Annotated in this window: 19 protein-coding genes; 8 read left to right on the top strand and 11 right to left on the bottom strand. The window is 74.0% G+C overall.

Annotated features, from left to right (window positions below; translation table 11 throughout):
• Positions 1-125 precede the first annotated feature (125 nt).
• The 7 genes from AB0G59_RS03580 to AB0G59_RS03550 all read right to left on the bottom strand — a co-directional run bounded on the left by AB0G59_RS03580 (position 126) and on the right by AB0G59_RS03550 (position 6,114).
• Positions 126-1,340: an acetyl-CoA C-acetyltransferase gene (locus tag AB0G59_RS03580; RefSeq protein WP_360907512.1), complete on the bottom strand. Its 1,215-nt coding sequence runs from the start codon at positions 1,338-1,340 to the stop codon at positions 126-128.
• 39 nt (positions 1,341-1,379) lie between these two features.
• A complete protein-coding gene (locus tag AB0G59_RS03575) occupies positions 1,380-2,522 on the bottom strand; it encodes an acyl-CoA dehydrogenase family protein (RefSeq protein ID WP_360907510.1) in 1,143 nt (380 codons plus the stop codon).
• Complete coding sequence (locus AB0G59_RS03570) at positions 2,519-3,667, bottom strand: CaiB/BaiF CoA-transferase family protein (RefSeq protein WP_360907508.1); 1,149 nt, start codon at positions 3,665-3,667, stop codon at positions 2,519-2,521. Before AB0G59_RS03570 ends, AB0G59_RS03575 begins: the two co-directional genes overlap by 4 nt.
• 103 nt (positions 3,668-3,770) lie before the next feature.
• A complete protein-coding gene (locus AB0G59_RS03565) occupies positions 3,771-4,127 on the bottom strand; it encodes an MmcQ/YjbR family DNA-binding protein (protein ID WP_360907506.1) in 357 nt (118 codons plus the stop codon).
• A gap of 93 nt (positions 4,128-4,220) precedes the next feature.
• Positions 4,221-5,156, bottom strand: coding sequence for a dihydrodipicolinate synthase family protein (locus AB0G59_RS03560; RefSeq protein ID WP_360907597.1), 936 nt, complete (start codon positions 5,154-5,156; stop codon positions 4,221-4,223).
• 2 nt (positions 5,157-5,158) lie between these two features.
• Entirely contained in the window at positions 5,159-5,296 is a 138-nt protein-coding gene (locus tag AB0G59_RS03555) for a hypothetical protein (protein WP_360907504.1), read from the bottom strand.
• Between the two features lie 125 nt (positions 5,297-5,421).
• Complete coding sequence (locus AB0G59_RS03550; protein WP_360907595.1) at positions 5,422-6,114, bottom strand: endonuclease V; 693 nt, start codon at positions 6,112-6,114, stop codon at positions 5,422-5,424.
• Positions 6,115-6,193: 79 nt separating this feature from the next.
• Here AB0G59_RS03550 and AB0G59_RS03545 point away from each other — a divergent pair, with 79 nt between their 5' ends.
• A complete protein-coding gene (locus tag AB0G59_RS03545) occupies positions 6,194-6,493 on the top strand; it encodes a YciI family protein (RefSeq protein WP_360907502.1) in 300 nt (99 codons plus the stop codon).
• Here AB0G59_RS03545 and AB0G59_RS03540 read toward each other — a convergent pair.
• Positions 6,482-7,582: an oxidoreductase gene (locus tag AB0G59_RS03540; protein ID WP_360907500.1), complete on the bottom strand. Its 1,101-nt coding sequence runs from the start codon at positions 7,580-7,582 to the stop codon at positions 6,482-6,484. The two genes, AB0G59_RS03545 and AB0G59_RS03540, sit on opposite strands and share 12 nt — an antisense overlap.
• Positions 7,583-7,723: 141 nt before the next feature.
• On the opposite strand from AB0G59_RS03540, the gene AB0G59_RS03535 reads away from it, so the two are divergent.
• Both AB0G59_RS03535 and AB0G59_RS03530 read left to right on the top strand, forming a co-directional pair.
• Positions 7,724-8,929, top strand: coding sequence for a histidine kinase (locus tag AB0G59_RS03535; protein WP_360907498.1), 1,206 nt, complete (start codon positions 7,724-7,726; stop codon positions 8,927-8,929).
• A 281-nt stretch (positions 8,930-9,210) separates the two neighbouring features.
• Positions 9,211-9,624, top strand: coding sequence for an SsgA family sporulation/cell division regulator (locus tag AB0G59_RS03530; protein ID WP_071965439.1), 414 nt, complete (start codon positions 9,211-9,213; stop codon positions 9,622-9,624).
• Positions 9,625-9,637: 13 nt separating this feature from the next.
• Here AB0G59_RS03530 and AB0G59_RS03525 read toward each other — a convergent pair whose 3' ends face one another.
• From AB0G59_RS03525 to AB0G59_RS03515, 3 genes are all read right to left on the bottom strand, one after another.
• Positions 9,638-11,131, bottom strand: coding sequence for a hypothetical protein (locus AB0G59_RS03525; RefSeq protein WP_360907496.1), 1,494 nt, complete (start codon positions 11,129-11,131; stop codon positions 9,638-9,640).
• A gap of 36 nt (positions 11,132-11,167) precedes the next feature.
• A complete protein-coding gene (locus AB0G59_RS03520; RefSeq protein ID WP_360907493.1) occupies positions 11,168-11,668 on the bottom strand; it encodes an inorganic diphosphatase in 501 nt (166 codons plus the stop codon).
• Between the two features lie 108 nt (positions 11,669-11,776).
• Positions 11,777-12,760, bottom strand: a complete 984-nt coding sequence (locus AB0G59_RS03515) for a DMT family transporter (RefSeq protein ID WP_360907491.1) — start codon at positions 12,758-12,760, stop codon at positions 11,777-11,779.
• Between the two features lie 440 nt (positions 12,761-13,200).
• On the opposite strand from AB0G59_RS03515, the gene AB0G59_RS03510 reads away from it, so the two are divergent.
• The 5 genes from AB0G59_RS03510 to AB0G59_RS03490 all read left to right on the top strand — a co-directional run bounded on the left by AB0G59_RS03510 (position 13,201) and on the right by AB0G59_RS03490 (position 22,083).
• On the top strand, positions 13,201-14,700 hold the full coding sequence (locus AB0G59_RS03510; RefSeq protein WP_360907489.1) for an NAD(P)/FAD-dependent oxidoreductase: 1,500 nt from the start codon (positions 13,201-13,203) through the stop codon (positions 14,698-14,700).
• Entirely contained in the window at positions 14,700-17,996 is a 3,297-nt protein-coding gene (locus AB0G59_RS03505) for a ferritin-like domain-containing protein (protein ID WP_360907487.1), read from the top strand. Before AB0G59_RS03510 ends, AB0G59_RS03505 begins: the two co-directional genes overlap by 1 nt.
• The gene (locus AB0G59_RS03500) at positions 17,993-19,594 is read left to right on the top strand and encodes an FAD-dependent monooxygenase (protein ID WP_360907485.1); all 1,602 of its coding nucleotides are present in this window, start codon (positions 17,993-17,995) and stop codon (positions 19,592-19,594) included. The genes AB0G59_RS03505 and AB0G59_RS03500 overlap by 4 nt, the downstream gene beginning before the upstream one ends.
• Complete coding sequence (locus tag AB0G59_RS03495) at positions 19,594-20,805, top strand: cytochrome P450 (protein WP_360907482.1); 1,212 nt, start codon at positions 19,594-19,596, stop codon at positions 20,803-20,805. Before AB0G59_RS03500 ends, AB0G59_RS03495 begins: the two co-directional genes overlap by 1 nt.
• Positions 20,806-20,940: 135 nt before the next feature.
• Positions 20,941-22,083: a serine hydrolase domain-containing protein gene (locus AB0G59_RS03490; RefSeq protein ID WP_360907480.1), complete on the top strand. Its 1,143-nt coding sequence runs from the start codon at positions 20,941-20,943 to the stop codon at positions 22,081-22,083.
• Positions 22,084-22,111 lie beyond the last annotated feature (28 nt).

Below are 22,111 nucleotides of genomic sequence, written 5' to 3'. Positions count from 1 at the left end.
TCCCTCCCCCCCCCCCCGCGCCCGCCGCCCCGGGGGCGCGCCCGCCCCCCCCCCCCCCATGGGGGCGCCTCCCCGCGGTAGCTGGGGGAGGGAAGGGGCGGTAGGGGAATGCCCCCGGAGCCGCGCTAGAGGCGCTCGACGATCGTCGCGACCCCCATCCCACCTCCCACGCACAGCGTGATCAGCCCGTACCGTCCGCCCCGCCGCTCCAGCTCGTCGACGACCGTCCCGAGCAGCATCGCCCCGGTCGCGCCCAGCGGGTGCCCCATCGCGATGGCACCGCCGTTGACGTTGATGCGCTCCAGCCCGATCCCCATGTCCTTGGCGAAGCGCAGCACCACGGCCGCGAAGGCCTCGTTGACCTCGATGAGGTCGATGTCGTCGATGGTCAGCCGGGCCTTGGCGAGCGCCTTGCGCGTGGCGGGGGCCGGGCCGGTGAGCATGATCGTGGGGTCGGAGCCGGAGACGGCGCCGGCGACGATGCGGGCCCGGGGCCGCATCCCGTGGCGCTCGCCGACCTCGCGGTTGCCGATGGCGACGAGCGCGGCGCCGTCGACGATGCCGGAGGAGTTCCCGGCGTGGTGGACGTGGTCGATCTTCTCCACCCAGTGGTACTGCTGCAGCGCCACGGCGTCGAAGCCGCCCTGCTCGCCGATGGCCGCGAAGGACGGCTTGAGGGCGGCGAGGGTCTCGGCGGTGGTGCCGGGGCGGATGTGCTCGTCGCGGTCGAGGACGACCAGGCCGTTGCGGTCGCGCACCGGCACGACGGAGCGGTCGAAGCGGCCCTCCTTCCACGCCGCGGCGGCCAGTTCCTGGGAGCGGGCGGCGAAGGTGTCGACGCCGAGCCGGGAGATGCCCTCCAGCGTGGCGATCAGGTCGGCGCCGATGCCCTGGGGTGCGAAGTTGACGTCGAAGTTGGTCATCGGGTCCGCGAACCAGGCGCCCCCGTCGGAGGCCATGGGCACCCGGGACATCGACTCCACGCCGCCGGCGAGGACGAGGTCCTCCCAGCCGGAGCGGACCTTGGCCGCGGCGAGGTTGACGGCCTCCAGGCCCGAGGCACAGAAGCGGTTCTCCTGGACGCCCGCCACCGTGTCGGGGAGCCCGGCGGCGATGGCGGCGATGCGGGCGATGTCGGAGCCCTGGTCGCCGACGGGGCTGACGACGCCGAGCACGATGTCGTCGATCGCGGCCGGGTCCAGGTCCGGGAAGCGGCGCCGCAGTTCGTGGATCAGGCCGACGACGAGGTCGATGGGCTTGGTGCCGTGCAGGGCGCCGTTGGCCTTGCCGCGGCCGCGCGGGGTGCGGATCGCGTCGTATACGTACGCTTCGGTGCTCAAGGTCGTAAGCCTTTCAAGAGGTCCGGGGGGGGAAGCGGGTCAGGAGAGCAGGGAGCGGCCGATGATCTCCTTCATGATCTCCGTCGTGCCACCGTAGATCGTCTGGATCCGGCCGTCGGTGAAGGCCTTGGCGACCCGGTATTCGGTCATATAGCCATATCCCCCGTGCAGTTGCAGACAGCGGTCGGCGACGCGCTTCTGCAGCTCGGTCGCCCACCACTTGGCCATGGAGGCGTGCACCGCGTCGAGCTCGCCACGGTCGTGGTCGGTGACGCAGCGGTCGAGGAAGGCGCGGGTGACGGCGCACTCGGTGGCCATCTCGGCGATCTCGAAGCGGATGTGCTGGAGCTTGGCCAGCGGCCGGCCGAACGCCTCGCGCTCCTTGACGTAGCGGGTGGTCGTCTCCAGCAGGTGCTCGGCCCCGGCGATCGCGGCGACGGCGATGCTCAGCCGCTCCTGCGGGAGGTTGGTCATCAGGTGCACGAACGCCCCGTCGCGCTCGCCGAGCAGGTTCTCCTTGGGGACGCGGACGTCGTCGAAGAACAGCTCGGCGGTGTCCTGGGCCTTCTGCCCGATCTTGTCGAGGTTGCGGCCCCGCTCGAAGCCCGGCGTGCCCCGCTCGACCACCAGCAGGCTCAGCCCCTTGGCGCCGCCCTCCGGCGTCGTCCTGGCCACGACGACCACCAGGTCGGCGAGGATGCCGTTGGAGATAAAGGTCTTGGAGCCGTTCAGCAGCCAGTGGTCGCCGCGGTCCTCGGCGACGGTACGGATGCCCTGGAGGTCGGAGCCCGCCCCGGGCTCGGTCATGGCGATGGCCGTGATGGTCTCGCCCGTGCAGAAGCCGGGCAGCCAGCGGCGCTTCTGCTCCTCGGTGGCGAGCGTGGTCAGATACGGGCCGACGATGTCGTTGTGCAGCCCGATCGCCAGGCCGGAGGCCCCGGCGCGGATGAACTCCTCGGTGAGCACGGCGCTGTAGCGGAAGTCGGTGTTGCCCCCGCCGCCGTACTCCTCGGGCACGGCGAGCCCGAGCAGGCCCTGCCGGCCGGCCGCGAGCCAGGCGTCGCGGGAGACGATGCCCTCCTCCTCCCAGCGCTCGTGGTGCGGGATCACCTCCTTGTCCAGGAAGGTGCGGACCGTCGCGCGGAAGGCCTCGTGGTCGGGGGTGAAGATCTGACGCTTCATGAATTCTCGCTGCCTTTCCGGGGCGCGGGCTGCTGAAGTCCGGGGACGCCCCAGTCGCGCGCCACCTCGGCGGTGTCCGCGCCGGGCCGTGCGGGCGGGCGGCGCAGGGAGGTGGGGGTGGCGGAGAAGCGCGGGGCGGGGGCGGGCTGGGTGACGCCGTCGTGGTCGGCGAAGGTGCCGCGCGCGGCCAGGTGCGGGTGCCCGGGGGCCTCGCGCAGCGACAGCACGGGCGCCACGCACGCGTCCGACCCCTCGAACACCTCGGTCCACTCGGCGCGGGTACGGCCGCGGAAGCGCTCGGCGATGACGGTGCGCAGCTCGTCCCAGCGGGCGGGGTCCGCACGGTCGGGCGCGGCCTCCTCGATCCCCAGGAGGCGGGTGAACTCGGCCCAGAACCGGGGCTCCAGCGCGCCGACCGCCATGTGGCCGCCGTCGGAGGTCTCGTAGGTGCCGTAGAAGGGCGCGCCGCCGTCGAGGAGGTTGGCCGCGCGCCGGTCCTGCCAGCCGCCGGCCGCCATCATGCCGTGCAGCATGGCGGTGAGGTGGGCGGTGCCGTCGACGATGGCGGCGTCGACGACCTGGCCGGCGCCGTGGGCGCGGGCGTGCTGGAGGGCGGCGAGGACGCCGATGACGAGGTAGAGGGAGCCGCCGGCGTAGTCGCCCAGGAGGTTGGCCGGGGCGACGGGCGGGCCGTCGGCGGGGCCGGTCATGCCGAGGGCGCCGGTGAGGGCGATGTAGCCGATGTCGTGCCCGGCGGTGCGGGCGAGGGGCCCGTCCTGCCCCCAGCCGGTCATGCGCCCGTAGACCAGGGCGGGGTTGCGGGCGAGGGCCTCGCGGGGGCCGACGCCCAGGCGCTCGGCGACGCCGGGGCGGTAGCCCTCGATCAGGACGTCGGCCCGCTCGGCGAGGTCGAGCACGGTGCGCGGGCCGTCCGGCGCCTTGAGGTCGACCAGGACCGAGCGCTTGTTGCGGTTGGTGACGTCGTACGCCGGGTCGATGTGCAGCCCCTGGCCGCCGGGGCGGTCGACGCGGACCACGTCGGCGCCGAGGTCGGCGAGCAGCATCGCGGCGAACGGGCCGGGCCCGATCCCCGCGAGCTCGACCACGCGCACTCTGGTGAGCGGACCGTTCCCTGCGCCTGCCATGCGGCCCCCACGTCCGGTCTCTTATGACATAACCGCTGTAACACTCGTGATGTTAAGAACGTGTTCCACCGTCCACAAGCCCCCTGGCGGGCCCCGTACGCCGTCAGCCGGCGTCGAGTTCGGCGACGAGCCGCTTGGGGGCGATGGTGCGGTAGCTCTCCTCGACCCAGTCGCAGAGCAGCTCGGCGGGGGCGCCGCCGCCGGTCAGAGGGATCGTCACCCAGCCGTGCCGGCCCAGGCCGTAGGAGGTGGGGACGGCTCCGGGTACGGCCAGGGCGTGGCCGTGGGCCTCCTCGTCCTTGAGCTTGACGGAGATGGCGGGGGAATCGGTGTTCTGCTCGTCGCCGAGGAAGACGAAGATCTTCTTGTTGACCTTGACCACCGCGTCCTCGCCCCAGGGGAACTCTTCGACGGCGCCGGGGAGGGAGAGGGCGAATTCACGCACGGTTTTTCGGGACATGGGGACACGATATGCGGCTCGGGGAAATCCAGCCCGGCCGGCGTTTGAGGCCACCGCGCGCAGCGCGGCCCGGGGTCCGGGGCGGAGCCCCGGTCACAGCAACCCGGCCTCCACCAGCAGTCGCCGTACCGCCGCCACCGCCTCCGCCGGCAGCGGCCGCAGCGGTGCCGCCGTCGCCGGGCAGTCGATGACGCCCAGCAGGTGCAGCGCCGCCTTGAAGCCGCCCAGGGCGGCCGCGCTGCCGCTCATCTCGGCCGGGTCGCCCGCGTCCACCAGCGCGAACAGCGCCGCGAGCCGGTCCTGTTCGGCGGCCGCCTCGGCCCAGCGCCCGGCGCGGGCGTGCTCGTACAGCCGTACGTAGCCGGCCGGGTCCACGTTGCCCAGGCCGGGCACCACGCCGTGCGCCCCGGCCAGCAGGGCCGCGTCGACGGTCAGTTCGGAGCCGGTCAGGACGGCGAAGGTGCGGTCGAGGCCGTGCCCGCGCAGGGCGAGGAGCAGGCGGCGCAGGGCGCCGAGGTCGCCGCTGCTGTCCTTGAGCCCGGCCAGCGTCCCGTCCGCGGCGAGTTCGAGCAACGTCGGCGCGGCGAGCTTGGTGTGGACGGCGGAGGGGATGTCGTAGGCGACGAGCGGCAGGTCGACGGCGTCCCGCACCCGGCGGTAGTGGGCGGCGGTCTCGGCCGGGTGGGTGCCGGCGTAGAAGGGGGCGGTGGCGACGAGCGCGTCCGCGCCGAGCCCGGCGGCGGCGCGGGCGTGTTCCAGGACGCGGGCGGTGGTCATGTCGATGACACCGGCCAGGACGGGCACCCGCCCGGCGACGGCGTCGACGGTGGCGCGCAGGGCGTCCCGGCGCTGGGCGTCGCTCAGATGGGCGCTCTCGCCACTGGTCCCGAGGGCGAAGACGGCGTCGACGCCGGCGGCGAGCAGGCGTTCGACGTGGGCGGCGAGCGAGCGGGCGTCGACGTCCCCGGCGGGGGTGAGCGGAGTGCACAGCGGGGGCACCACACCGGTCAGGGGCACGGGCAGCGGCACGGTCACGACCGCCCCGGGCCGTCGGCCGGGTCCCCGACGCCGCGGCGCGGCGGGAACGTCCCCACGGCCTTCCCGGTGGAGGGGCTGATCCAGGCGGTGGTGCCGCCCGCCCGTGCTTTAAGGCCCGCCTCGTCGTGCATCGTGCGCCCGCCTTCCCCTGTCCCTGCCGCGCCGTCGGGTGCGCCCGGCCCCTCCCCGGGGCCGGCGACGGCTCCCGGGAAAGCTGCCCGCGCGGGGCGCGCGCAATCCCGTCGGGGCGTACGGGCTATCCGCCGGCGAGCAGGGCGCGCCGGCACAGCGAGTCGGCGGCGCGCGTGGTCTCCGGGATGCGGTAGCGCGGGGACAGGCGCAGGGTGTGGGCGCACGCGTGGTCCAGGCTCACGCGGTGGCCGACCGAGACGAAGACCGGTTTGACGCCCTGTTGGGTGCGCAGGGCGCGGCCGACCTCCTCCTCGCCGTCCAGCAGCGGGGAGGCGTCGCCGCGGTGCGGGCCGGGCGGTTCGTGGCGGAAGGTGAAGGGGTTCTTGGCGACGCCGATCGTGGGCAGGCCGGTGAGCACGCCGAGATGGGAGGCCAGGCCGAAGCGACGCGGGTGGGCGAGCCCGTAGCCGTCGCAGACGACCAGGCCGGGGGTGACGGGCAGGCGGTCCAGGGCGGCGAGCACGGCGGGGATCTCGCGGAAGGCGAGCAGGCCGGGGACGTAGGGGAAGGAGACGCGGCCGGTCGCGGTGGCCTCGCCGACGACCTCGAGGGTGAGCGCGTCGAGCGCCACGGCGGCCGCCGCGACGAGGTCGCGCCCGTCGTCGTAGGCGACGTCCACGCCGGCCACGACCAGGGGTCCGCCGGGCGGCGGGCCAGGCTCGTCCAGGACCACCCGGCCCCGCAACTCGTCCTGGACGGCCCTCGCTTCCATCTCCGTCGTGGGCCAGTCGGGCGGCAGGTCGTATGCGTCGCTCATGATGGCCCCACGGTAGGCGACGGGCGCGTCGCGCCGGTCGGCGGGCACCCCCGCCGGCCGGCGGCGTAGCCTGTCGATCATGTTCGTACTGGAGCTGACCTACATCGCGCCGATCGAGCGGATCGACGCCGCCCTCCAAGAGCACGTCGCCTGGCTGGACGCGCACTACGCGTCCGGCGTCTTCATCGCCTCCGGCCGGAAGGTGCCGCGCGACGGCGGGATCATCCTGGCCCTCGGCGACGACCGGGCGAAGATCGAGGAGATCACCCGGAGCGACCCCTTCACGGTGGCGGGGGTGTGCGAGTACACCGTCACCGAGTTCATTCCGACGAAGACCGCGTCGGCGCTGGAGCAGTACCGCCAGGAACTACCCTCCTGAGCGCACCCGGAGCCGGGCCGTCCGTCCCTTCTCCCCCGCCGCCCAGCAGCCGCCGTCGGGCGCGCAGTCGACCGTGTCGTACGAGCCGGAGTCGAAGCCGGTCCAGGTGCGGCCGCCGTCCGTGGTGACCTCGCTGCCGGTCGGGCCGACGGCGAGGGCCGTGGCGCGGCCGTGCGGCAGCCAGGCGACGCCGGAGCGGTAGGCGGCGGGCGGGCGGCCGGCCGGGCTCCAGGTGGCGCCGCCGTCCGCGGTGACGGCGGCCGCCCGATCGGAGGGCTTGCCGGCGCGGTAGTCGCCGCCGACGGCCAGGCCGTGGGTCCGGTCGCGGAAGGCGAGGGCGAAGACGCCGCGCGCCGGGTCCCCGGCCGGTACGGGCGCCTGGGTGACGGTCCAGGTGCGGCCCCGGTCGGCGGAGTGCAGCACGCGGGAGGCGGCGCCGCCGCCGGTGGCGATCCACGCGTCCCGGCGGCCGGAGCTCACCACGCACTGGCCGCTCGCGGCGAACGCCGCCTCGCCGGGCAGGGCCGACGGCATGCCGTCGGAGGGCAGCACCCGCCAGCTGCGGCCGCCGTCCCCGGTGGCCAGGACCCGGAACTTTCCGTCGACCGGGTCGCCCAGCGCTATGCCGTTGCGCCGGTCGAAGAAGGTCACGCAGTCGTAGAAGGCCTTCGGGTCGGTGTTGCGGAACGCCTGCGTCCAGCTGGCGCCGCCGTCGTCCGTGCGGTAGATCCGCGAGGCCTCGCCCTCGCCGATGGCCAGGACGACCGCGTGCCGCGCGTCGAAGGCCGCCACGTCCCGGAACTCCAGCTCGCCCGCGCCGGGCGGGGAGACGTCGCGCCAGCGGCGGCCGCCGTCCCGGGTGAGCAGCACCGTGCCCTTGGTGCCCGCCACCCACGCCGTGGAGCGGCCGACCGCCGCGAGCCCCCGGAAGCGGGCGTCGGTGCCGCTGTCCTTCGCCTCCCAGGACAGGCGGGGCGCGGGCCGCTGCCCGGCGTGCGCCGGCGCCGTCCCGGCCAGGGCGAGCGCCGCTACGGACGCCCCCGCGAGCAGGATGCGCAGTGCCGTGCCTGTCTTCCCCTTGTTCCCCATGCGTCTCATGAGGCCGGAAGCTAGCGGAGCCCGGCGGGGCCGTCCATGGAATGCGGGAACGTCGAAGATTCATCCTTTCGGCCATGGTGTGTGGCCGTACGGACGATCCGGACGGCCGGTCCTGCCGCCTAGCGTGGGCCCATGGCCCAGCTCCCCTTGCCGTCCCTGCCGTCCCCGCGCACCGCGCCGGCCGTGCTGCGCGCCCCGCGGCAGGCGCTGCGCGGCCGCGGCTGGCTGCTGGCGGTCCTGGGCGGGCTGTGGATGATCGAGGGCCGGGTGCTGAGCCGGGGGGCGGCCTACTCCTCTTCTCCGGGCGGCCATCACGCGCACCTGGTGGTCTGGGTCGCAGGACTCCTGGTGGCGGCCTGCGTCCTGCCGTGGGCGCAGCTGGCCGCGCGGGCGGCGGCGGCTGTGGCGGTGTCCTGGGCGGCGACCGGCTATCTGCTGGTGGCCGGGCAGCACGTGCCGGCCTGGGGGATCACCGAGAGCGCCGCCCTGCTCGTGCTGCTGGGCGTGGTCGCCTGGCGCACCCCGGTGCGGACGGCGGTGCCGCTGGGGACGGGGCTGGCCGTGGGGGTGCTCGCCGCTCCGGTGCGGGACGCGGAGGCGCTGAGCGCCACCGTCGTCGCGTACGCCCTGGTGGTGGCGGTGGTGACGGCGGCGGGCCTGTGCCTGCGCCACCGCGACGTCGAGCGCGCCCGGGCGGTGGCCGCCGCGCGCGAGGCCGAGCGTCTGGAGCTGGCGGGCGAGCTGCACGACTTCGTCGCCCATCACGTGGCGGCGATGACGCTGCTGGCCAAGGCCACCGGCTCGCTCGCGCGGGACGAGCGCGTCGCGGCGTCGCTGCGCGACATCCAGGAGGCGGGCGACGAGGCGATGACCTCGGCCCGGCGGCTGCTGAAGGTGCTGCAGCAGGACCAGGCCCGGCGCGGTCCGCTGCCCGGTCTGGAGCGCACCGCCGAGCTGGTCGACGGCTTCCGCGAGGGCCACCCGGGCGCGCGGGTCACCCTGAGCGTCGAGCCCGGTTTCGACGCGGGGCTCGCGCCCGAGCTCGCCGCCTCCGTGCACCGCATCGTGGGCGAGGGCCTGGCCAACGCGGACCGGCACAGTCCGGACGCGTCCGCCGTGGAGGTGACGCTACGACGGTCGGGGGAACGGCTGTTCGTGTCCGTGCGCGACGACGGCGACCCCGCGCACACGTCCGGCCCGCGCGCCCCTCAGGACGGCGGCGGGCTCGGCCTCGTGGGCATCGCCGAACGGGCGGACGCCATCGGCGGTTCGCTGACGGCGGGGCCGGTCGCCGGGGGCGGCTGGGAGGTACTGGCGGTTCTTCCTGTCCGTCAGTGAAACCGCACGACCCCCACACGCGGTCCTGATCCCTGAGCATCCGAAATCACAGACGGACGGCATGGTTCCGCCCATGCTTGGGGTATTCCTTTGAGTTCGTAGACCTAGAAGGCAAATGTCTTCTTTTTCAAGGCAAGTGACGCAGCTCACGCTGGATTCATGTGCACTACCGCGATCGATCGACCGTCTCACCCACCGGAGAAGAGAAGTCGGTCGTAGAGCGGACGTCGCACGCGGCACGGAAGCGCACCACCCGGAAAACAATCGCAAGGGAGCTGGCGTTGTCCACTGTCATCGAACAGCCTGTCCAGGCACGGATCATCGCGTCGGCCCCGCCGTCCCGGACGGTCCCCGCACACCTCCGGTACGAGCGCACCGACCCGTTCGCCGTACGCATCGCCTTCCCCGCGGCGGCCTCGCTGGACGGCGCGGAGGTCGAATGGGCCTTCGCCCGCGACCTGCTGGCCCGTGGGCTGCTGCGCTCGGCGGGCGGCGGCGACGTACGGGTGTGGCCCTGCGGGCCGCACCGCACGGTGCTGGAGTTCCACGCGCAGGAAGGGGTGGCCATGGTGCAGATCGACACCCCCGAGCTGCGCTCCTTCCTGGCGCGGTCGTACGCCCTGGTGCCCGCGGGCGGCGAGGGCGGCCAGCTCGACGTGGACAGCGACCTGGCCGCGCTGCTGCGCCAGGCCTGACGGTGCCCGGCCGCTAGGGGAGGTAGGCGAGCCAGTCGGTGCCCGGCAGGCGGTGGGGGCGCCAATCGCGCGCGTAGGACGGCAGGTAGGGGTCCTTGGTGTCGAACAGAAGTGCCGTCGGGATACGGGAGGCCCTGCGGACGATGTCGGCGGCGGAGTGCGAGCGGTTGTTGCCGGTGATCTGGGCGGACGCACAGCCCGCCGCGTAGGCCACGGGCTGTGCGCGGGGCCCCGTGACCAGGCACGGGGCCGTCAGCCCGAGCCGGCCCAGCTCCTGGGCGGCGCGGTGGTAACGCACGGCGGTGTCACGGGCGTCGGCGGTGTTGACCCGCAGTTCCCGGTCCTGCACGGCGAGATGGGCGGCCAGCACGGCGCACAGCAGTACGGACACGGCGAGCCGGGCGCGGCCTCTCCGGGCCGTACCCGCCGCATGGAGGGCCAGGTCGGCCACGGGCAGGGCGAGCAGCGCGTAGGCGGGGAGCAGGAAGCGCGGCGCGGAGTAGTCGAGCAGCAGCAGATAGGGCGCGGCGAGGGCCAGGGCGCAGGCCGCCGGCAGGAGGGTGACGGCGGCGCCCCGCGCGCGGCGGCGGCCGGTCAGCGCGAGGGCGCACGCCGCCGCGGTGAGGGCGGGCAGCAGCAGCCACCACAGGGCGTGGGTGAGGGAGGGGCCCGCGATGTGGCAAGGGCGGCACAGCTGGGGTCCGTTGAGGGCCCGGTAGGCGGCGCGCAGCCCGGCGCCCGGGTGCTCGCCCATGCCGCCTTCGGTGCCGCTGGAGACCGACAGCCGCCGGCCGATGCCGCCGAAGCGCGCGTACGCCTCGGCCACCCACTGGGCACCGCCCGCCGCGAGCCCGCCGGCGACGGCGGCCACGGTGGCGGGGCGCCGCCACTGTCGTACGCCCGCGCAGACGGCGAGCAGGGGCAGGGCGAGCCAGCCGGCGTCGGGGGCGCGCAGGAGCGCGACGGCGGCGAGCGAGGCGGCCAGGGCCACGAGGGCCCTGCGGCGGCCGGGGCCGTCGTGGCGGGCCCTGAGGAACCAGCCCACCGCGGCGACGGAGGCCAGTGCGACCCAGAGGTTGGGCATGACCTCGGGGCCGCTGAGGACGGTGATCCACAGTCCGGCGAACAGCAGCCCGGCGAGGGCGACGCGGGCCCGGCCGAGCAGCGGCTGCCACACCGCGAACGCGGCGTACAGGGCGGCGGAGGAGAGCAGCGCCAGCGTCACGCGCAGGGCGGTGGTGGAGGAGGTGACGGCGATGACGGGCGCGACGAGGAGGGTGATGCCGCGCGAGCGGGGCGCGCTGAAGTAGGCGGCGGGGTGGCGCGGGTCCACCTGGGAGAGGTAGACGCTCTCGTCCCAGCCGAGGTGCATGTGGGCCACCGCGTAGCACAGTTGGAGGGCCGCGTAGGCGAGGGCGACGGCCGCGAGGCGGGTGTCGCGGCGGTGCGGGGACGGGGTGTCCGTGGCGCCGGGGGCGGGTCCGGCCCGCCGGTCGGTCGTGGCCATGGCCCCTGTCTACCGCATCACGGTGCCGCTACCGCGTCACCACAAGGCGCTCTCCCCCGCCCGCTCGGCGCGCACCCGGGAGGCGACGATCTCCGTGACGGCGGCGTCGCGGCCGGCCCAGCAGGCGGCGACGACGGACTTGCCCGGTTCGAGGGCCTTGTAGACCTCGAAGAAGTGCTGGATCTCCAGCCGGTCGAACTCGGGCAGGTGCCTGAGGTCCCTGAGGTGCTCGTGGCGGGGGTCGGCGGAGGGGACGCACAACACCTTGTCGTCCTCGCCCTGTTCGTCCCGCATCCGGAACATCCCGATGGCACGGCAGCGGATGACGATGCCGGGGAAGGTGGGGTCACCGGCCAGGACGAGCGCGTCCAGCGGCTCTCCGTCGGCGCCGAGCGTTCCGTCGATGTAGCCGTAATCGGCCGGGTAGCGGGTCGAGGTGAACAGCATGCGGTCGAGGCGGATGCGTCCCGAGTCATGGTCCATCTCGTATTTGTTGCGGCTGCCTTGCGGGATCTCCACGACGACGTCGAAGTCCACGGTGGCTCCTGGGGAGGGGGACGGCCGGATCACCATGGTGACGCGTGCCGCCCCGCGGGCGCCATGCCGCGTCGCGACGGAGCGGTCCTGACCGCTGTGGGCCGCCCCTCAGCGGGACTTCGGGCCCGAACGGGTGGAAACCAGACACCGCCCGGGCTGCCGGGCGCCGGGCACCCGGGGCCCTCCTACGCCATCGGCCGTGGGGGCGTCTACCGCATCGGAACCAGGGGTGATGGGCGCATCGGCCCCCGCGTCCGCCGCCCTGGTCGCATTCTGCAGCGTCAGTGTCACCACCCCGGCGGCGGCCACCGCACCCGCCGCACCCGCCAGCAGACCGCCGGTCACGCCGTAGCGGAAGGCCTCGCCGAGTCCCACGATGCCGACGACGGCCGCCACCACCGGATTGACGACGGTGACGGTCGCCAGCGGGGCGGCCAGGCCGGCGCCCCGGTAGGAGGCCTGTGACAGCAGCATCCCGGCCGAGGCGAGCAGCGCGATGACGCCGAAGCTCGGCAGCAGGCCGGCGAAGTCCGCGTCATGAGAGGTCCAGTCCTCGGCCACGGCCTTGGTGAAGACCGAGCCCATGCCGAAGGCGGCACCGGCCGCCGTCGCCAGGACCACGCCGCGTACGACGGGCCGGCGCGTCCAGCGCGCGGTGAGCGCAAGGAGGACCACCGCGGCCAGCACCGCGGCGGCGAGCACCGGGCGTTGGGCGCCGTCGATGGACTCGGCGCTCGGTGGCCCTGTCAGGCTCAGCAGCCCCGCCAGACCCGCCGTCGCGAGGAAGGCGCCGCGCCAGCCCACCGCCCCGACGGGCCGGTGGACGAACAGCGCGGCCATCGGCAGCGCGAAGACGATGGTGAGCGCGCCCAGCGGCTGCACCAGGCTCAGCGGCCCGTACGCCAGCGCCACCACATGCAGGGCGGCGCCCAGACCGGTCAGCGCGACCGCGGCCCACCACCTTGCCCGGCGCAGCGGGGCGTACGCGCCGTCGCCGCCCGTGGCGGCGACGCGCTCCTGCACGATGGCCGCCCCGGCGTAGCAGACGGCGGACACCAGACACAGCAGCACCGAGACCACGAGCGCGCTCACGAGCCGCCTCTGCAGTCGGCTCCGCCCCCGTGTTCCCGCCCGGCTCTGTGCTCGGTCCCCTCGTGCTCCATGCCCTCAACCATGCCTGCCGCGGGGCCCTTCGTCGTCGTACTTGGGTACGGGCTTTCTCGTACTACCGGTGGAGTACGAGTAGGCGGTTCGGATGACTGCCGCGCGATATGCGGCGCCCGTCAGGCGCACCCGACTTTACCCGGCGCATTGTCCCACGACATATCCGGATGATCCCGGACCGCTTTTATGCGTATGCCGTCTACGCGTTTGTCGACGCCCATCGGGAAATCGGCTGCGGGAATGAGGGTGACCTGAAATACCATTGTGTAGGGCCTACGTATAGGAAAACGCTATGTAGGCTCAAACGGGGAATACATGCACGTTTACGGGGGGAAGCTTCAATGTCCGGCAGTTCAGGAGTTTGGCATGTGCACGCGCTCGATAAATTCGAACAGGACAGCCGTAGGGTCACCGTCATAGGTGCCGGAATTTCCGGCCTCGTGACGGCGTACGAGCTGGAGCGGCTCGGCTATCGCGTCGAGATCCTCGAGGGCAACACACGTATCGGCGGGCGTATCCACACCCACCGGTTCGGTGACGCCCCGGGCGCACCGTCCGTCGAACTGGGCGCCATGCGCATTCCGACCCACCACCACAACACCCTGGAATACATTCGGCGGATGGGCCTCGAGGGCAAACTCCGCGCCTTCACCACCCTGATGTCGGAGGAGAACGCATTCCTCCAGACGGCCGCGGGCTTCATTCGCATCCGGGACGCGGCCGGGCCGCTGCGCGAGAACTTCCGGCGTGAGCTGGAGCGTCATGTGCCCGGCCACCGGTACGACCGCGGCACCATCGTCTTCGGGGCGTGGCTGACGGCCATCGTCGACGCCATCGCTCCGCCGGACCTGCGCGAGGCGCTCCGCGAGGACCTGCGCCGCCAGTTGCTCGACCTGGTGGCGCGTGTCGATCTGAGCGGACACCTGCGCGGGCCGGACCGCGACCGGGTCGACCTCCACTCGCTGTTCTCCGCCCACCCGGGCATCCGCGCCGGCTGCAGCGGCAGGCTCAACAGCTTCCTCGACGACATCCTCGCCGAGACCAGCCCCGACCTGCTGCGCCTGGACGGCGGTATGGACCAGCTGACGGACCGGCTGGCCGCGCGGATCCGCGGCCACATCTCGACGGGCCGCCGGGTGACGGGGATCGACGTGCGCGGCGACCACGTCCTGGTCCACGTCCGGGCCGGCTCCCGCACGATCGTCCACCGCTCGGACTTCGTCGTCAGCACCGTCCCCTTCCCCGTCATGCGCCGCATGCGCCTCAGCGGCCTGGACGAGGACAAGCTGGCCGCCCTGCGGGACGTGGTCTACTGCCCGGCCACCAAGGTGGCCTTCCACTGCCGGGAGCCGTTCTGGCGGCACGGCGGCATCCAGGGCGGCGCCTCGTTCACCGGCGGGCGCATCCGGCAGACGTACTACCCGCCCGCCGACGGCGATCCGGGCCGGGGGGCGACCCTGCTGGCCAGCTACACCATCGGCGACGAGGCGGCCCGGCTGGGCCGGATGTCGGCCCGCCGCCGCCACCGCGTGGTCCTGGAGGAGCTCAGCGTCGTCCATCCCGAACTGACCACCCCCGGCATGGTGCTGGACGCCGTGAGCATGGCCTGGGGGGACTACCCCTGGAGCGGGGGCGGCTGCGCCACGCGCTGGGGAAAGAACGCCGCCGAGTGCGAGGAGGAGCGCATCCGGGCCGCCCGCCCGGTGGGCCGGCTGTTCTTCGCGGGCGAGCACTGCTCCACGGCGCCCGCCTGGATCGAGGGAGCGATCGAGTCCGCCCTGTGGGCCGTCGAGGACGTCGAGCGCTTCCGGCCGGCCCACCGCCGCGCGTCCGTCACCGGACGGCCCAACACCGCGGGAGCGCTGTGATGAGCGTCTTCGACCTCCCGAGGCTGCACTTCGCCGGCACCGCCGTCACGAAGCTGCCGACCGGCCCGCGCAGCGGGCTGGTCGACCTGGCCGCCAACCGCGCCCTGACCGACGACGGGCCGTTCCCCACCGACCGGCCCGCCGCCGAGTACCACGCCTATCTGCAGCGGCGCGGTCCCCGCTTCGACGCCTCGGGGCGGCCCTGCCCCGACGGGGAGTTCAGCCTCGCCAAGGGCTGGAACTTCGACGGCAACGGCCACTTCCTGATCGACGCCCGGATCGTGTCGGCGGAGCTCGCCGACGGGCCGCCGGACACCGCCGACCCGGTCGTCGGCCGCGGCGTCGACGTCTGGGGCCACTACAACGACTACCTGCGCACCACCGTCAACCGCGCCCGGGTCTTCGACCTCGACCCCGCCTCCCGGTGGACCACGGCCCTGATGATCGGCCGGTTCGGCTTCGGCCGCCTGGGGCGCTCGCACGACGACGGCTATATGCTCACGGGCCCGGTCGGCGGCCTCCAGCCGCCGCGCTGGGTGGACTTCGGGCACATCCTGGACGTGGGCGAGCACATCCTGGCACCGCAGCTGCGCTACAGCGCCGTGCACCAGTTCGTGGTCACCGACCGGGACGCCCCGGACGGCCCCGACGGCGGCGGGCACGGGCCGCGGTGGCTGCCGGACGCCGGGCTCTCCCCCGCCGTCGGCGCCCTGCGCGAGGCCGTCGAGGAGGCCGACGGCCTGGTCGTACGGTTCGCGCTGGACAACATGGCCTCCCCCCTCGTCCCCGACGCACCCGGCCACTGGCGGGTGCGCGGGACGATCGCCCCCTGGTACGCGCACGAGCTGCGCACGTACCCGGCCGGCCGGCTGCTCGCCCCCCGCGCGGGGGCGGGCGGCCCGCTGCACCACCTCACGGTCCACCTGGCGCACGGGCGGGCCGGGCTCGACATGATCACCGCGGTGCCGGTCACCGGCCGCGCCGCACAGGCGGGCCCCGGCCCGCTGCACCGGCTCGGCCCGCCCCTGGACGCCGGCGACCTCGAACTGCGGACGGCCGCCACGGACCGGCTCGTGGCGCGCGTACCGGCCGCCGCGTACACCGGGGACGACGAGAGCACCGCGGGCCTGGTCACCGTGGCCGCCGAACCCGGCTGGGAGGCGGCCGCCGACGAGGCCCTGTGTCTGACCGGCACGGCAGACGACGGGCGGCGGACGACGCTGCTCACCGAGCGGGAGGTCAACGTCCAGAGCGACGAGGCCCTGGTGGTGGTGCACCACCGCGGCCGCGACAGCGACCACCCGGTGGAGGTGCCGCTGCGGTCCTACGTGCGCGGCCGCCCGGCGAGCGCCGGAGTGCGCGTACGGCAGTACTTCAACCCCCGCGCCCTGCCGGCCGACGCCGTCGCGGGCGGCCCCGGGGCGCGGTGCGGCGACGCCGTCGTGCTGGGGATGCGCGGCGGCGACGGGGCGTACGCCGAGGACTGCGTCGTGGAGACCGACGACCACGGGCACGGCCTGCTCACCCTGCGCGGCGAACGGGCCGGCACCTGCCGGGTCCTGCTCTCCACCGGCCCCGCCGACCGGCCGGCACCCGCCGGCCCCGGCGGGCCGGGCTCGGCCTGGGCGGCGTACGACGACGAGGACGCGCTCGGCTACTGGGCGGGCGCCGGCTCCCTGGCCGTCCGCGTCCTGCCCGACGACTGGCACCTGGACGACATCCCCCGTGACAGCGTCGACTTCGAGCTGCTGCACCGGGAGATCTTCGCCTACTACGAGCACGTCTCCTCCTTCATGCGCTCGGAGGTCTTCAGCCTCGCCGACCGCTGCAAGGTCGAGACGTACGCGGAGCTGGTGTGGCAGATGTGCGACCCGCGCAACAAGGCGAAGACGTACTACATGCCGCCCACGCGCGACCTCTCCGACCCCAAGGCCCGCCTGCTGCTGGCGTATCTGCGCAATCAGCAGGCCCGGGTGCGCCCGCCCCTGACCGTGCCCGCCGTGCTCGGCCGGGGCCCGGCCATCGCCACCCGCGGCGAGCTGTGGACGGTGCTGAGGCAGGCGGCCACCCTGGAGCTCGCCGTGATGCTGCAGTACCTGTACGCGGCGTTCTCGGTGCCCACCCACGGCGCGGGCCGGGAGTACGTACGGCGGGGGCAGTGGACGGCCGAGCAGCTGGAACTGGCCTGCGGGCAGGGCGGGGCGACGCTGGACGACGGGATCCGCGGCGTCCTGCTGAACGTGGCCCGCGAGGAGATGATCCACTTCCTGCTGGTCAACAACATCATCATGGCGATGGGCGAGCCGTTCCACGTCCCGTCCATCGACTTCGCGACGATCAACAGCGAGCTGCCGGTGCCGCTGGACTTCGCCCTGGAGGGGCTGAGCGTCGGCAGCGTGCAGCGGTACATCGCCATCGAGCAACCGGCGGGCCTGACGCCCGAGGTCCGGCGGGAGGGCGGCACCCGCCTGGAGGCGGTCCGGCCGCTGGGCTTCTCCTGGGGCTCGGTGAGCGAGCTCTACGCGGGCATCCGCGAAGGACTGCAGCGCGTCCCGGACCTGTTCCTGGTGGAGAAGGGGCGCGGCGGCGGAGAGCACCACGTGTTCATGCGCGAGTCGGTCAACACCGTCCACCCGGACTACCAATTGGAGGTCGACGACCTCTCCAGCGCGCTGTTCGCCGTGGACTTCATCAGCGAACAGGGCGAGGGCGGCGTCCTGGGCTCCGACGCGCCCTCGGACACCTCCCACTTCCACAGCTTCCTGCGCATCGGCGAGGTGCTGACCACCGAGCGCGTCGCCGGGCCGCACGGCCGGCTGGTGCCCTGGAGCCCCGCCTACCCGGTGCTGCGCAACCCCACCCTGGGGGCCGGCGACGCGGCCAAGGACCAGATCACCGACCCCGAGGCGCGCACGGTGGCACGGCTGTTCAACCGCTCGTACCACCTGATGCTGCAGCTGATGGTGCAGCACTTCGGGGAGAGCCCCGACGGCAGCCTGCGCCGCTCGAAGCTGATGAACGCCTCCATCGACGTGATGACCGGCGTGATGCGCCCGCTGGCGGAGCTGCTCGTCACGATGGAGTCGGGCCGGCGCGGCCGCACGGCCGGCCCCACCTTCGAGCTGGACGCCCCGCCGTCGTTCGGCCCCCGGCCCGACGTGGCGCGGCGCTCGCTCGCGCTGCGCTTCGACCACGTGGCGGCCACGGCCGGAAAGTGCGGGCCGGTGCCCACCCAGGTCGCCGACATGATGGCCTTCTACGCCGACTTCTTCCGCCGGAGTGGGGAACAGCCATGAGGAACTACGACACCGATGTGCTGATCGTGGGCGCGGGCCCCGTCGGCATGGCGCTGGCCCTGGACCTGGCCTACCGGGGCGTCGACTTCATCGAGGTGGAGGCCTCCGACGGCACGGTCGCCCACCCCAAGGTCGGCACCGTCGGCCCGCGTTCGATGGAGCTCTTCCGCCGCTGGGGCGTCGCCGGCCGGATCCGTACCGCCGGCTGGCCCGGCGACCACCCGCTGGACATCGCCTGGGTCACGGCGGTCGGCGGCCACGAGATCCACCGCCTGGACTTCGGCACGACCGACGGCCGCCCGGAGCTCGCCCACACCCCCGAGCCGGAGCACCCGTGCCCGCAGCACTGGCTGGCGCCCCTGCTCATGCGGGAGGTGGGGGTCCACCCGGACGGCCCGCTGCGCCTGCGGTGCCGGCTGGACGGCTTCACCCAGGACGCCGAGGGGGTCAGCGCCACGCTGACGGACCTGACGGACGGCGGGGCCCGTCTGACGGTCCGGGCCCGCTATCTGGTGGCCTGCGACGGCGCCGCCTCGCCCGTGCGCAAGGCGGCCGGCATCGAGGCGCCGCGCCGCCACGCCACCCGCGTCTTCCGCAACATCCTCTTCCGCGCCCCCCGCCTGCGCGGCCAACTGGGCGACCGCAACGCCCTGGTGCACTTCCTCACCCGGCCGCCGGCACTGCGCTTCCCGCTGCGGTCCATGGACGGCCAGGGGCTGTACCGGCTGACGGTGGGGGTACGGGAGGGGGAGCCCGCCGTGGACGGGGACGCCCTGGCCATGGTGCGTGCGGCCATAGCCCCCGAGACGCCCGTGCAGATCCTCTCCGAGAACGTCTGGTACCTGACCCATCGCGTCGCCGAGCGCTTCCGCGACGGCCACGTGCTGCTCGCGGGCGACGCCGCCCATACTCTGTCGCCGTCCGGGGGGTTCGGCATGAACACCGGCATCGCCGACGCCGCCGACCTCGGCTGGAAGCTCGCCGGCGAACTGGCCGGCTGGGCCGGCCGGGGGCTGCTCGACGCGTACGCCACCGAGCGCCGCCCGGTGGCCGAGGGCAGCCTGGAGGAGGCCAACGTCCATCTCATGCGCACCATGCGCCGGGACCTGCCGCAGGAGATCCTCCTGGACTCGGCCGAGGGCGCCAGGGCCAGGGCGGAGCTGTCGGCCGGGATGGAGCGGGGCGGTGTGCGCCACGAATTCGACTCCCCCGACGTGCACTTCGGGTTCCGCTACGCCTCGCCGCTGATCGCGGGCGGGGGCGAGGGCGACTGGCGCACGCGGGCCGTGCCGGGGGCGCGGGCGCCGCACGCGTGGCTGGGCGAGGGCGCCTCGACACTCGATCTCTTCGGCCGCGCCTTCGTGTTGCTGTGCTTCACCGAGGCGCACGGCACGGAGGCGGCGGAGAAGGCGGTGCAGGACGCCTTCGCGCGGCGGCGCGTCCCCCTGGAGACGGTCCGGCTGGAGGAGCACCGCCCGGTGGCGGAGCTCTACGGCAGCCCGTACGTACTCGTGCGCCCGGACGGGCACGTCGCCTGGTGCGGCGCCCGGCTGCCCGCGGACCCCGGGCCGTGGGCGGACAGGATGCGAGGCGCGTGATGGATGACGGAAACCCGACGGGCCTGGCCCCTTTCCGGACGGCGGACGTCGACCTCGAGGACCCGTACCCGCTCTACCGGCGCTACCGGGAGGGCGACCCGGTCCATCTGTCCGACGACTCCTGGTACCTCTTCCGCCACGACGACGTGGCGCGGGTGCTGACCAGCCGGGGCTACGGGCGCGGCGCGCCGCCCGCCCGGCTGCCCGAGGAGTGCCCCCACCTGCGGCGGACCACCGCCAACTGGATGGTCTTCATGGACCCTCCGCGGCACACGCGGGTCCGCGCGCTGGTCGCGAAGGCCTTCACGCCGCGGATCGTGGAGGGGCTGCGCCCGCGCGTGCGGCAGCTGGCGGCCGATCTGGTCGCGGATCTGGCCCGGTCGCCCACCGCCGACCTGGTCGACGGCTTCGCCGCGCCCCTGCCCATCCTGGTCATCAGCGAGCTGCTGGGCGTGCCCCGCGAGGACCGCCCCTGGTTCCGGGCGCAGGCCGTGGACCTGCAGCAGGCCACCAGCTCGCGCGTGGCCCGGCGGGCCGACGCGTTCCGGGTCGCGGACGCCGCCGCGCGGGAGCTGGAGGCGTACTTCCGTGCCGAGCTGGCCCGCCGCAGGGCGGGGCGCAGTCCGAACGCGGCGGATCTGATCGCGGCCATGCTGCACGCGGAGGAGCAACTGCCGCTCGGGGACGACGTGCTGGTCGGCACGTGCATCCACCTCCTCACGGCGGGCCACGAGACGACCACGAACCTGATCGCCAAGGGCCTGCTGGCGCTGTTCGCCCACCCCGACGAGCTCGCCCTGGTGCGCTCGCGGCCGGAGCTGATGCGGGAGGCGGTGGAGGAGCTCGTACGGTACGACTCGCCGGTGCAGATGATCAGCCGGTGGGCCCGCGAGGACGACGAGGTGGGCGGGCGGCGCGTCCCGAAAGGTGCCAAGGTCACGCTGGTGCTGGGCTCGGCCAACCGCGACCCGGCCCACTTCGACGCCCCCGACCGCCTGGACGTCCGCCGTGACGCCCGCCGGCACACCGGCTTCGGCATGGGCGTCCACTACTGCGTCGGCGCCCCGCTGGCGCGCGCCGAGGCGGAGATCGGGCTGGGCGAGCTGCTGCGGGGCCTGCCCCGGCTCGCCCTGTCGGAGGAACCGGTGCGGTGGGCGGACGACTTGGTCTTCCACGGTCCGTCACGGCTGACGGTACGGACGCGGGGCTAGCGGACCCCTGCGGGCCGGCCGTCCCCGGTGCGGGGGCGGCCGGCCGTCAATCTGGAACGTTGCGGGTGACCGGTCCCGCGCGCCATGACTACCTTGCCGATCGTTCGGCTCGCTTGAAGATCTCAAGGAGGAGTCATGGCAGGGAAGTTTGGCCGGGCAGGACTGACGGCCGCACTCGGCGCGGCGTGCGCGATGCTGGTCGCGCTCCCTCCGGCAGCGCAGGCCGCGCCCGTAGCCGCCGATCCCCACGCCGGCACGCTGGCGGCCCTGAAGACGTTCCAGGCGGCCGCGGGCCCGGGCGCCGGTGTCCACGCGGGTGACGCCACGAACACCTGGAGCCTGTCCGTCGGTACCGGCACCATCAACACCAACGCCCCGATCCAGCCGAACGAGCACTACCGCATCGGCAGCCAGACCAAGACCTTCACCGCGGCCACGGTCCTGCAGCTCGTCGACGAGGGCAAGGTCTCACTGGACGCGCCGATCGGGAAGTACCTGCCCGGCGTCGTCGCCGGCAACGGCTACGACGGCAACGCCATCACGGTGCGGCACCTGCTCCACCACACCAGCGGGGTCGCGGTCTACGAGCCGTTCTCCACGCCGCCCGCCAGGAATCCGGACGGCACGTACTCCCTGGAGGCGCTGGTCCGGGAAGGGCTCAAGCGCCCCCCGGCCTCCGCGCCCGGCACCGCTTTCCTGTACTCCAACACCAACTATCTGATCCTCGGCATGCTCGTCGAGAAGACCACCGGGATGCCGGTGCACAGGGCCGTCACGGACCGGATCGTCACGCCGCTCGGCCTGACGCGGACCGTCTTCCCGGCCCCCGGCGATCACTTGCTGCCCACCCCGGCCGTACACGGGTACCACGGGGTGCGGATCGGCGGGTTCTACTTCTGGTCCCGGGTCCTCGACTACGACCCGTCCGTCTTCAGCAGCGCCGGAGCGATGATCTCGACGGAGGAAGACCTCACGAAGTTCTACCAGGCGCTGATCGGCGGCAAGATCGTTTCTCCGGCCGCCCTGGCCGAGATGGAGAAGACCGCGGGCGCCGACTTCGAGGGAATCGGTTACGGGCTCGGGCTGCTCAGGCGCGACCTGCCCTGCGGCGGGTCGGCCTGGGGTCACAACGGCATGGTGCCCGGCTACTACACCCAGACGATGGTCACCGCGGACGGCCGCCATGTGTCCGTGGTGACCAACGCCCACCTCGCGACCAACATCCCCAGCGCGCAGATGGACAAGGTCGTGACGACGGCCCTGTGCGAGAACCGCTAGGCGGTCCCGCCCGGAAACGAAACCGCCG

Source organism: Streptomyces sp. NPDC021096, from assembly GCF_040641275.1.
Classification (GTDB): Bacteria; Actinomycetota; Actinomycetes; order Streptomycetales; family Streptomycetaceae; genus Streptomyces.
Note: the sequence above shows the minus strand (reverse complement) of the source record. Positions and strands in the feature narration are given on the sequence as shown.